Genomic DNA, 11,469 nt, shown 5'->3' on the forward strand with positions numbered 1-11,469 from the left:
ATGAACCGGCATGACACGATGATCCCCGCCACCCCCGATCTGTCCCAGGCCGCCACCACGCTGGCCGCCGCGCTGGGCTGTGGCTTGTTGATCGGCGTGGAGCGCGAGCGCCGCAAGGGCGAGGGGCCGGGCAGGGCGCTGGCGGGTCTGCGCACCTTTGCGTTGACGTGTGTCACGGGTGCCGCCGCTGCCCTCATCCAGATCAACGGTGTGATCGTGGCCGGCGCCTTGTTTGTGGCCGCACTCGGCGCGGTGGCCTACTTTCGCGACCGCTCCGATGACCCCGGCGTCACCACCGAGGTGGCGCTGCTGCTCACCTACCTGATCGGCGTGATGTGTGCGTGGAGCCTGCCGCTGGCCGCCGGCCTGGCGGTGGGGTTGACGGCCGTTCTCTTCAGCCGCGAGCGCATGCACCGGTTGGCGCGCCACTGGCTGCGCCCGGCCGAGGTGCGCGACGGCATCGTGCTCGCGGCGCTGGTGCTGCTGGCCTTGCCACTGGTGCCCGACCGGCCGCTGTGGGGCAACACGCTCAACCCGCACGTGATCGTGCAGCTGCTGGCCTTGCTGCTGGGTGTGCAGGCCGCGGCCCACCTGGCGCGCCGGCTGTTGCAGGCGCGGCACGCGGTGGCGCTGTCGGCGCTGGCCTCGGGCTTTGTGTCGAGCACGGCCACCATCGCCACACTGGGCCTGGCCGTGCGCGAGGGCCGCAGCGGCGCGCGGCTGATGGCCGGTGGTGCGCTGCTCAGCTGTGTGTCGACGCTGCTGCAGTTGCTGCTGGTGGCGGCCGCCGTGCAGCCTGCGTGGCTGGCGCACCTGGTGTGGCCTGCGCTGGCGGGTGCCGTGCTCGCGCTGGCCCTGGGCTGGTGGCTGGTGCGCGGCGCGCCGTCGGAGGTCGCACCCGACGCCGTGGAACAGGACGAACGCATGTTCAGCCTGAAGGGCGCCGTGGCCGTGGCGGCCCTGCTCGCGGGCATTCAGGTGCTGGTGCACGCGCTCACGCTGTGGCTGGGCGAGGCCGGTCTCGTCGTGGGCAGCCTGTTGGGGGCGCTGGTCGACCTGCATTCGGCGCTGGCGGCGGTTTTCACCACGGGCCCGCCCGCGCCGATTGGCCACCAGGCCGTGATGGGGGCGCTGGCGGTGCACGCCGCCAGCAAGAGCGTGACGGCTGCGTTGGTGGGCGGGCGAACCTATGCGCTGTGGTTTTTGCCCGGCTTGTGGGCGCACACGCTGCTGGTGATGGGCTTGCTGTTCGTGCTGTGAAGTGCTGTGCGACCCCCGGGGGCCCCTCGACAGGCCCAGGGCGAAAGGGGCGGTTTCAGGCCTTCACGGGTTCGCGCATGGTCACGAACTCTTCGGCCGCTGTGGGGTGGATGCCGATGGTGCTGTCGAACACCGCCTTGGTGGCCCCCGCTTTCATGGCCACGGCAAAGCCCTGCACGATCTCGCCCGCTTCGGCGCCCACCATGTGCAGACCCACCACGCGGTCGCTCGCAGTGTCCACCACCAGCTTCATGAGCGTGCGCTCGGTGCTGCCCGACAGCGTGTGTTTGAGCGCCTTGAACTCGCTGCGGAAGACGGTCACATCGCCGAACTTCGCGCGCGCCGCCTGTTCACCGTAGCCCACGGTTCCGATGCTCGGGTGCGTGAACACGGCGGTGGGAATGAACTCGTAGGCCATGCTGCGCGGCGGCTTGCCGGCGGTGGGGCCGAACAGCTGGTCCACCACCACCATGGCCTCGCCGAGCGCCACCGGGGTGAGCTGCACGCGGTTGGTCACATCGCCCACGGCGAACACCGAGGGCACATTGGTGCGGTAGTTCGCATCCACGATCACCTCACCTTGCGCGCCCTGGGCCACGCCCACGGCCTCCAGCCCGAGGTCTTTCACGTTGGGCACGCGGCCGGTGGCGTAGAGCACCGCATCGGCCATGACCACACCACCGCCTTCGCACTCCACGCGCAGGCCTTCGGCGGTCTTGCGGATGTCGACCACGTCGGCGTTCAGGCGCACATCCACACCGGCCTTGCGCATCTCGCCGGCCACGAAGTGGCGGATCTCGTCGTCGAAGCCGCGCAGGATCTGCTCGCCGCGGTAGAGCTGGGTCACGTGCGAGCCCAGGCCGTTGAAGATGGAGGCGAATTCGCTCGCGATGTAGCCGCCGCCCACCACCAACAGGCGCTGCGGGAAGGGCTCCAGGTCGAAGATGTCGTTGGAGGTGATGGCGTGTTCGCGCCCCACAAAATGCGGCACGTGCGGTGTGCCGCCGGTGGCGATCAGGATGTGTTGGGCGGTGAATGCCTGGTGGCCTGGTGAGCCGTCGGCGTTGAGCGTGGCCAGGGCGATGCCGTGTGGGCCGGTGAGGCGCGCAAAGGCGTCGAACACGGTGACACCCGAGCCGCGCAGCAGGTTGCCGTAGACGCCGTTGAGGCGCGTGATCTCTTTCGCGCGCTGGGTCTTGAGGGTGGTCCAGTTCAGGGTCGGCTTCACGCCTTCCCAGCCGAAGCCATGGGACTCTTCGAACGATTCAGCGAAATGCGCCGCGTAGCTGTAAAGCTTCTTGGGGATGCAGCCCACGTTCACGCAGGTGCCGCCCAGGCCGTCGGTGCCCAGCACCTCGGCCAGCGCCACGCGCGCGCCGCGTTGCGCGGCCATGCGAGCAGCGCGCACGCCGCCACTGCCGCCGCCGATCACGAAGAGGTCGAAGTCAAATGTTGTTGAGGTCATGGTGGTGTGTTCCCGGGCGCAAAGCCCTTGAGTTCTTGACGGATGAAATCGATGAAGGCCCGCGTGCGCGTGGGCAGCAGGCGGGCGTGCGGGTAGACCACGTGGATCGGGCGTGGCGTGTCTTCAAAGCCCTCCAGCACGGTCTGCAATTCTCCAGTGTTCAGCAGCGGTGCCACCTGGTACCAGAGGAATTGGCCGAAGCCCGCGCCCGCGGCACAGGCCTGCACGGCGGGCGCAATGTGATTGAACTCGAGGTTGCCGCCCACGCCGAGCTTGAGGGTTTTGTTGCCGTCGCGAAACGTGCCCCAGGTGGGGGTGTGGTCGGCCACGCGCACGCAGTTGGCCGCGAGCAAATCGTTGGGGTGTGCGGGTCGGCCGTGCTCGCGCAGGTATGTCGGGCTGGCCACCACCACCCGACGCATCTCGCCCAGCGGCAGCGCCACCAGGCTGGAGTCCTGCAGATGGCCGATGCGGATGCCCACGTCGATGCCTTCCTCGAGCAGGTTCACCACGCGGTCCAGCAGCATCACGCGGCAGCGCATCTGGCGGTGCTGCTGTGCAAATCGCGTGACGAGGGGTGCCACGTGCATCTGACCGAACAGCACCGGCGCGGTGATGGTGAGCTGGCCGGCGGGCTCGGTGGCGTCGTTTTTGAGATCGGCTTCGGCCTCGTTCACCGCGGCCAGCAGGGCGCGACAGCTCTCCAGGTGGCGGCGGCCCTCTTCGGTGAGCGAGATGCGGCGCGTGGTGCGGTTGAACAGGCGCACACCCAGATCGGCCTCGTAGGCCGCGAGCAAACGCACCACCGCGGGCAAGGAGGCACCCATGGCCCAGGCCGCCGCCGTGAGGCTGCCGGCGTCGGCGATCTGCACAAAGGTGCCCATGGCGCGGAATTTGTCCATGCGTCATTAGACCGATTTATGGAGCAGTCATGTGTGGCAAAGGGTATTTGTGAAACTGGCCGCAGCAAACAAGATGGCGGCCTCACCCACCCAGGAGTCCCCATGAAACCCAGCCTCCAGCTCTACCGCAACGCTGTCTCCGGCCACTGCCACCGCGTCGAACTCTTCCTCTCGCTGCTCGGCCTGCCGTACGAAAGCATCGACGTCGACCTCGCGCAGAAGCAGCACAAGTCGCCCGAATTTCTGGCCATGAACCCGCTGGGCCAGATCCCTGTGCTGCGCGACGGTGACCTGACGCTGGCCGATTCGAACGCCATCCTGGTCTACCTGGAAGGCAGGCACGCGCCGGGCGAGTGGTTGCCGCGCGACCCGGTGGGTGCGGCGCGTGTGCAGCGCTGGTTGTCGCTGGCGGCCGGCCCGCTGGCTTTCGGCCCGGCCGCCGCCCGCGTGGTGCAGCTGTTCAAGTTGCCGACCGACCCGAAGGATGCGGTGGCGCGTTCCGAAGCCCTGTTCGGTTTGATGGAGGCCGAACTGGAGCGCACGCCGTTTCTGGTGGGTGAGCGCGCGACGCTCGCCGATGTGGCGCACTACGCCTACGTGGCACGCGCGCCCGAAGGCCTGGTGTCGCTGCAGCCCTGGCCCGCCATCCGCGCCTGGCTGGCGCGCATCGAGGCCTTGCCGGGTTTTGTGCCCATGCTCAAGTCGCCGGTGGGGCTGGCGTCATGACCGCCTTTCATGCCGGTGAGCGGGCCCTGCAGGCGCGGGTGGGCGTGCAGGCGCAGATGGCGCAGATCGGCCCGCGCGTGATGCGCGACCACATGCCCGACCAGCACCGCGAATTTTTCGGCCTGCTGCCGTTTGTGGTGGTGGGCAGTCTGGACGGCCTGGGCCAGCCCTGGGCCAGCGTGCTCGCGGGTGCACCCGGCTTCATGCAGTCGCCCGACCCCACGCACCTGCACATCCGCGCCCAGCCGCTGCCACACGACCCCCTGCAGCACACGCTGCACGAGGGCGCTGCCATCGGCCTGCTCGGCATGCAGCCGCACACGCGCCGTCGCAACCGCATGAACGGCACGGTGCACTTGCAAGACGGTGGCCTGCGGGTCGAGGTGGGCCAGAGCTTCGGCAACTGCCCGAAGTACATCCAGGCTCGGGAGCCGGCGTGGACAGACGCCGCACCGGCCGCTCAGGTGGTGCACCAGGGGCCGGGTCTCAACGACGTGGCGCGCGAACTGATCCGTGCCGCCGACACCTTCTTCATCGCCACCGCACATCCGCAAGCGGCTGCCGCACACGAGCCTCGCCACGGCCTGGACGTGTCGCACCGCGGCGGCGCGCCGGGTTTCGTGAAGGTCGAGGGCGACCGCCTCACCGTGCCCGATTTCGTCGGCAACCAGTTTTTCAACACGCTGGGCAACATCGCGGTGCACCCGCTGGCGGGTCTGCTGTTCGTGGACTTCGAGCGCGGCGAGCGGCTCTACCTCGCGGCGCGCGCCAGCGTGGTGTGGGACGGCCCGGAGCTCGCAGCCTTTGCGGGTGCGCAGCGCCTGCTGCGGCTGGACGTCACCCAGGTCGTTCACGTGCAAGGGGGTCTGCCACTGCGCTGGGGTCCTGCCGAACGCTCGCCCCACCTCGCCGGCACGGGTTATTGGCCATCCAGATAATGGGCCGATGACCACTGTCTCTTCGCCCGACCGCGCCCACGACACCCAAGGCCTGGCGGTGGTGATCGGCGGCACCGGCGGCATCGGCGCGGCGCTGGTGGCGGGGTTGCAGGCGCAGGGGTTCGAGGTGCTGTCGCTGGGGCGGAGCACGCACCCCGCGCTGGACTACGCGGAGGAGACCACCGTGGCCGCCTGCGCTGGTCACGTGGCCGATCACCTCGCACGCACCGGCGGGCCATTGCAGCGCTTGATCGTGGCCACCGGCTTCCTGCACGGTGCCACGGCGAGTGGCCAACGCGCCGAACCCGAGCGCTCGTGGCAACACCTGAGCGCCGATGCCTTGCAGCACAACTTCCTGATCAACGCCATCGGCCCCGCGCTGGTGATGCGCCACTTCTTGCCGCTGTTGCCCAGGCAGGGGCGCTGCGTGGCCGCGTTCCTGTCGGCGCGTGTGGGCAGCATCGGCGACAACGCTTTGGGCGGGTGGTACGCCTACCGCGCGTCCAAGGCTGCGCTCAACCAGCTCGTGCACACCTCGGCCATTGAACTGGCGCGGCGCAACAAGGAGGCGCTGTGTGTGGCCTTGCACCCGGGCACGGTGGACACGGGCTTGTCGCAGCCGTTTGCCAAGACCGGTTTGCAGGTGCGGCCCGCCGAAGAAGCCGCGAGCGATCTGCTGGCCGTCATCGACGCGCTGCCCGCTGGCAGCAGCGGGCAGTTCTTCGATCACAAGGGACTGCCAGTCCCCTGGTGAAGCTCAGTAGGTGTAGACGCCGCGCCCGGTCTTTCGACCCAGCCAGCCCGCAGCCACCATTTCTTTCAGCAGCGGCGCAGGGCGGTACTTGCTGTCGTTGTACTCGGCCACGTAAACGTTCATCACCGCCAGGCACACGTCCAGGCCGATCATGTCGGCCAGCGCCAGCGGGCCGATGGGCTGGTTGGTGCCGAGCTTCATGCCGGCGTCGATGTCTTCCGGCGTGGCCAGGCCTTCGGCCAGCACGAAGAAGGCCTCGTTGATCATGGGCACGAGGATGCGGTTGACCACGAAGCCGGGCGCGTTCTTCACCGTGATCGGAGTCTTGCCCAGCGCCAGCGCCAGGGCTTTCACGGCGTCGTGTGTGGCATCGCTGGTCTGCAGGCCGCGGATGATCTCCACCAGCGCCATCATGGGCACGGGGTTGAAGAAGTGCATGCCGATGAAGCGGTCGGGGCGCTGCGTGGCGGCGGCCAGCTTGGTGATGCTGATCGAGCTGGTGTTGGTGGCCACGATCACGTCGGCGGCGAGCAGGCCGTCGAGCTGCTGCAGGATCTTGACCTTCAGGCCTTCGCTCTCGGTGGCCGCTTCAATCACGAGTTGCGCGCCCTTGAGGTCGTCGTAGTTCGTCGAGCCGGTGATGAGCGACAGCGCCTTGTCCTTGTCGGCGGCGCTGATCTTGTCTTTCTTGATCAGGCGGTCCAGGCTGCCGGCCACGGTGGCCAGGCCCTTGTCGACCGCGGCCTGCGCGATGTCGACCATGACCACGCGGATGCCGCTGGTGGCGCAGGCCTGCGCGATGCCGTTGCCCATGGTGCCCGAGCCGATGATGCCGACGGTCTGGATGCTGTTCATGTGGTGGTTTCTCCTGCGGATGTGGGTGGTGGTGTCGGGGTTTTCCCTGTGTCGCCGGGGTGTCGACGGGCCTGGTTTCCTAGGTGCCACTGCCTACCGGCGCGCCAACCCCGGTGCTAACTTGCTGCTGGATTGTCGCGCACGCTTTGACGGGCGCCACACACGACGGAGACACCCATGTTCGACTACATCATCGTTGGCGGCGGCTCGGCCGGCAGCGTGCTCGCCGGCCGCCTCAGCGAAGACCCCGCCCTTCGCGTCGCGCTCATCGAAGCCGGCCCGCCCGACCGCAGCGTCTTGATCCATTGCCCGGCCGGTCTCGCAGTGATCGCCAAGTTCGAAATGAACGGCTGGGGCTACAACACCGTGCCACAACCCGGTTTGAACGGCCGGCGTGGCTACCAGCCGCGCGGCAAGGTGCTGGGCGGCTCCAGCTCGATCAATGCGATGGTCTACGCGCGCGGCCACGCGAGCGACTACGACGGCTGGGCCGCGCAGGGCAACCCGGGTTGGTCGTACGCCGACGTGTTGCCGTACTTCAAACGCGCCGAGCACAACGAACGCGGTGCCGACGCGCTGCACGGCCAGGGTGGCCCACTCAATGTGATGGACCTGCGCAGCCCCAATCCGTTTCTGGCCTCGTTCATCGAAGCCGGCCAGCAGGCAGGCTACCGGCACAACACCGACTTCAACGGGCTTGAGCAGGAAGGTGTGGGCGCCTACCAGGTCACGCACAAGAACGGCGAGCGCTTCAGCGCCGCCAAGGCCTACCTCACGCCGCACCTGCAGCGGCCCAACCTGCAGGTGATCACGAACGCACTGACCACCCGCGTGGTGATGGACACCGACGTGAACCCACCGCGCGCAGTGGGTGTCGAATACCGGAGCAATGGCGGGCGCGGTCCTTTGCAGAGCCTGCGTTTGAACGCGGGCGGCGAGGTGGTGCTGAGCGCCGGCGCCTTCGGCTCACCCCAGCTGCTCATGCTCTCGGGCATCGGCCCGGCGGCACACCTGCAAGAACACGGCATCTCGCCGGTACTGGACCTGCCCGGCGTGGGCGCGAACCTGCACGACCACGTGGACGTGGTGATCGTGGTCAACGCACCGAAGGTGAAAGACCTGTTCGGCCTCACGCCGGGCGGGATGTGGAAAGCACTGCGAGGCATCTTCGAATGGCGACGCCGGCGCAGTGGCATTCTCACCAGCAACTTCGCCGAGGCCGGCGGCTTCATCAAGAGTGCTCCGGAAGAAGCCATCCCCGACCTGCAACTGCACTTTGTGGTGGGCAAGCTGGTGGACCACGGCCGCAAGTCGGTGCTGGGCCATGGGTATTCGTGCCACGTGTGTCTGCTGCGCCCAAAGAGCCGCGGCAGCCTGCGCCTGGCCAGCGCCGACCCGCAGGTGGCACCGCTCATCGATCCCGCGTTTCTGCAAGACCCCGACGACACCGCGCGCCTGGTGCGTGGCTTCGAGGTGATGCGCCGGCTGCTGGAGCAACCCGCGCTCAAACGCCACGGTGGCACCGAGTCGGCCACCTCGGTGCTGGCACAAAGCCCGGCGCAGATCGAGCAGTTCGTGCGCAACCACGCCGACACCATCTACCACCCGGTGGGCACGTGTCGCATGGGGCCTGGCCCGATGGACGTGGTGGACGCGCGGCTGCGCGTGCACGGTGTGGCGGGTCTGCGGGTGGTGGACGCGTCGGTGATGCCCACGGTGGTGGGCGGCAACACCAATGCCCCCGTGATCATGATGGCCGAGAAGGCGGTCGATATGATGCTGGACGACCGCCTCCAGGCATCTTCATTTCAGGAACAAGACCATGATTCTCGAACACGCCGACATCCGGATCGATCCCCTCAAGAGCTCGGCGTTTGAGGAGGCCATCCTGCGCGGCGTGACGACCGTCGTTGCGCACGCAAAGGGTTTCAAGGGCTACAAGGTCAACCGCAGCATCGAGACGCCGGGGCGCTACCTGCTGATGATTTACTGGGACACGCTGGAAGACCACACGGTGGGCTTTCGCGGCTCCGACCTGTTCCCCCAGTGGCGCGCCATCGTCGGCCCGTTCTTCGCCCAGCCCCCGGTGGTCGAGCACCTGGAGCTGGTGGGCAAAAGCTGATCAGCTTCTCCGCATCAGCGTGGACTTGCCGAACAGGCTTTCGATCAGGTCCACCGCCAGCTCCGCCGTGCGGTTGCGCACGTCCAGGGCCGGGTTGAGTTCCATCACATCCATGGACGCCAGCCGTCCGGTGTCGGCGATCATTTCCATGCACAGCTGCGCTTCGCGGTAGGTGGGGCCGCCGGGCACGGTGGTGCCCACGCCGGGCGCGATGTCGGGGTCGAGAAAGTCCACGTCGAAGCTCACGTGCAGGTGGGTGTTGTCGTCCATGCCCGCGAGCGCCTGCTCCATGGTGTGGCGCATGCCCATCTCGTCGATGTAGCGCATGTCGAACACCTCCAGCCCTTCTTCGTGCACCAGCCGCTTTTCACCGGCGTCCACGCTGCGGATGCCGATCTGGCGCACCACGCTCGCGTCAATGGCCGGCGTGGTGCCGCCGATGCCGGTGAGCAGCGCCGGCCCGTGCCCGCACAGCAGCGCCACCGGCATGCCGTGGATGTTGCCGCTGGGCGTGAGCGCGGCGGTGTTGTAGTCGGCGTGGGCGTCGAGCCAGAGCACCCGCAGTTGTTTGCCGGTGTCGCGGCAATGGCGTGCCACCGCGCTGATGGAGCCCAGGCCCAGGCAGTGGTCGCCCCCGAGCACGATGGGCAGGCGGCCCAGCGCCAGTTCGGCATGCACCGCGTGGTGCAGGGTCTCGTTCCAGGCCGCCACCTCGGGCAGGTGGCGGTAGCCGTCGGTGGGCGGCTGCCAGGGGTTGGGCGGGCCGCTCAGGTTGCCCCGGTCGATCACGTTCAGACCGTGGCCCTCGAGCACGCTGGCGAGGTTGGCCACGCGCATGGCCTCGGGGCCCATGGAGGCGCCGCGCGTGCCAGCGCCGATGTCGGTGGGCACGCCGATGAGGCTGATGTGTTTTTGCATGCGGCGATTGTCCTTGAGAAGCGCCAACGGGGTGGCCGCCGTGTATCTCTTGGTATGGGCTGTGTCGGGATGCGGGCGTCTGTGCGCCGATGCACCGGGCGCGTGGGTAGAAGGCCGTTACATCAACCTACGTTCCAGGCCGGTTGCACCAGAGGTCGCTGGCAGACTGCGGCCTTTGCCGAATCCGACCCTGGACCCTGACCGATGAACACACCGATTTCCTGGACCTGTCTTCTGTTGACCACCCTCGGCCTGAGCGCCTGCGGTGGTGGTGGATCGGACGACACCGCCACCCCCCGTGCCGAACCGGCGAGCCAGGCCTCCCTGCCCGCCGTGCCGCAGGGCAGCCTGGCTTGCGACAGCGCCACCGGGCGTGTCTTGAACGTGGGCCCGGGCAAAGCGCTGGCCACCCCCAGCGCCGCCGCGGCCGCGGCCCGGAACGGCGACGTGATCCGCATCGCTGCGGGCGACTACCGCGGCGATGTCGCCACCTGGCGCCAGAACGACCTCACCCTCTGCGGCGTGGGCGGCCGTGCCCGACTCTTTGCCGATGGCAAGAGTGCGGGTGGCAAGGCGATCTGGGTGGTGTCGGGCAGCAACATCACCATCGACAGCGTCGAGTTCCGCAATGCCGCCGTGCCCGACCACAACGGGGCCGGCATCCGCGCCGAACACGGCGGCTGGCTGCGCATCCGCAACAGCGGCTTTTTCGACAACGAGAACGGCATCCTCACCAGCGCCGGCGCAGCGAGCCTGGTCATCGAAGGCTCGGAGTTCGCGCGCAACGGGCGGGGAGACGGCTACACCCACAACCTCTACGTGGGCCAGATCGACCGGCTCACGGTCTCGGCGAGCTATTTCCACGAAGCGAAGGTGGGCCACAACCTCAAGAGCCGTGCGCGCGAGTCGGTCATTGAAAACAGCTACCTGATGGACGGAACCTCCGGCACGGCCAGCTACCTGGCCGACTTCCCCAACGGCGGACGGGTGGTGATGCGGGGCAACCTGCTCCACAAGGGTCCGAATGCGCAGAACCCCAGCGCGATCTCGTTCGGCGCCGAGGGCCTGGCCCACGCCACCAACACGCTGGAGCTCACGCACAACACCGTGGCCATCACGCGCTCGGGTGGCGCCTTCGTGGCCGCCTACGCCGGCACCCAGGCGGTCAACCTCAAGGGCAACCTGTTCGCCGGCACCGGCAACCAGGCGGTGCTCACCGGCAGCTTCGCCAGTGGCAATGCGGTGCAGACCGGCAACGTGAGCGGCCTGGCCGGCAACATCCCGGGCGTGGACAACATCGCCAACCCGCGCTTCTGGCCCGATGTGTCCCTGCAGGCCATGCTGGATGTGGGCAGCGTGCTCGACGCGGGCTACGTGCGCGATGCACCGCGGCCCTACCAGTTGCGCGCGATCTCGGGCGCCCGGAAAGCAGGGGCCTTGCAGTCGGCCCCTTGAACCCGGGGGGCAGGGCGGGTGAACGACAATGCAGGCCCCCTGTGTCCCTGTAAAACCCACCCACGCCGGCCTCG

General features: G+C 68.3%; 11 protein-coding genes. 7 read left to right on the forward strand and 4 right to left on the reverse strand.

Translation table 11 applies throughout. The features are described from left to right. Positions 1-18: 18 nt before the first annotated feature. Positions 19-1,260 (forward strand): MgtC/SapB family protein, encoded by a 1,242-nt coding sequence (locus BSY239_RS01355; protein WP_069045254.1) that lies wholly within the window; start codon positions 19-21, stop codon positions 1,258-1,260. 55 nt (positions 1,261-1,315) lie between these two features. Here BSY239_RS01355 and gorA read toward each other — a convergent pair whose 3' ends face one another. Then, positions 1,316-2,725, reverse strand: a complete 1,410-nt coding sequence (gorA, locus tag BSY239_RS01360) for a glutathione-disulfide reductase (RefSeq protein ID WP_069045255.1) — start codon at positions 2,723-2,725, stop codon at positions 1,316-1,318. Beyond that, complete coding sequence (locus tag BSY239_RS01365) at positions 2,722-3,627, reverse strand: LysR family transcriptional regulator (protein ID WP_069045256.1); 906 nt, start codon at positions 3,625-3,627, stop codon at positions 2,722-2,724. Before BSY239_RS01365 ends, gorA begins: the two co-directional genes overlap by 4 nt. 102 nt (positions 3,628-3,729) lie before the next feature. Between BSY239_RS01365 and BSY239_RS01370 the strand changes: the two genes are divergently transcribed. The 3 genes from BSY239_RS01370 to BSY239_RS01380 are packed head-to-tail and all read left to right on the forward strand — an operon-like array spanning position 3,730 to position 6,045. Continuing rightward, on the forward strand, positions 3,730-4,353 hold the full coding sequence (locus tag BSY239_RS01370) for a glutathione S-transferase family protein (protein WP_069045257.1): 624 nt from the start codon (positions 3,730-3,732) through the stop codon (positions 4,351-4,353). Beyond that, positions 4,350-5,291, forward strand: a complete 942-nt coding sequence (locus BSY239_RS01375) for a pyridoxamine 5'-phosphate oxidase family protein (RefSeq protein WP_069045258.1) — start codon at positions 4,350-4,352, stop codon at positions 5,289-5,291. Before BSY239_RS01370 ends, BSY239_RS01375 begins: the two co-directional genes overlap by 4 nt. Positions 5,292-5,298: 7 nt before the next feature. After that, complete coding sequence (locus BSY239_RS01380; protein WP_069045259.1) at positions 5,299-6,045, forward strand: SDR family NAD(P)-dependent oxidoreductase; 747 nt, start codon at positions 5,299-5,301, stop codon at positions 6,043-6,045. Positions 6,046-6,048: 3 nt separating this feature from the next. Here the strand turns inward: BSY239_RS01380 and BSY239_RS01385 are convergent, their stop codons facing one another. Continuing rightward, positions 6,049-6,900, reverse strand: a complete 852-nt coding sequence (locus BSY239_RS01385; RefSeq protein WP_069045260.1) for a 3-hydroxybutyryl-CoA dehydrogenase — start codon at positions 6,898-6,900, stop codon at positions 6,049-6,051. A gap of 177 nt (positions 6,901-7,077) precedes the next feature. Here BSY239_RS01385 and BSY239_RS01390 point away from each other — a divergent pair, with 177 nt between their 5' ends. Continuing rightward, a complete protein-coding gene (locus BSY239_RS01390) occupies positions 7,078-8,778 on the forward strand; it encodes a GMC family oxidoreductase (RefSeq protein WP_083239750.1) in 1,701 nt (566 codons plus the stop codon). Beyond that, positions 8,723-9,022, forward strand: coding sequence for an antibiotic biosynthesis monooxygenase family protein (locus tag BSY239_RS01395; protein WP_069045261.1), 300 nt, complete (start codon positions 8,723-8,725; stop codon positions 9,020-9,022). The genes BSY239_RS01390 and BSY239_RS01395 overlap by 56 nt, the downstream gene beginning before the upstream one ends. Here the strand turns inward: BSY239_RS01395 and rocF are convergent, their stop codons facing one another. Further along, positions 9,023-9,940 (reverse strand): arginase, encoded by a 918-nt coding sequence (gene rocF / locus BSY239_RS01400; RefSeq protein WP_069045262.1) that lies wholly within the window; start codon positions 9,938-9,940, stop codon positions 9,023-9,025. It lies immediately after the preceding gene. Positions 9,941-10,144: 204 nt separating this feature from the next. Between rocF and BSY239_RS01405 the strand changes: the two genes are divergently transcribed. After that, entirely contained in the window at positions 10,145-11,395 is a 1,251-nt protein-coding gene (locus tag BSY239_RS01405; RefSeq protein WP_156775390.1) for a right-handed parallel beta-helix repeat-containing protein, read from the forward strand. Positions 11,396-11,469 lie beyond the last annotated feature (74 nt).

The organism is Hydrogenophaga sp. RAC07, from assembly GCF_001713375.1.
GTDB lineage: Bacteria > Pseudomonadota > Gammaproteobacteria > Burkholderiales > Burkholderiaceae_C > Hydrogenophaga.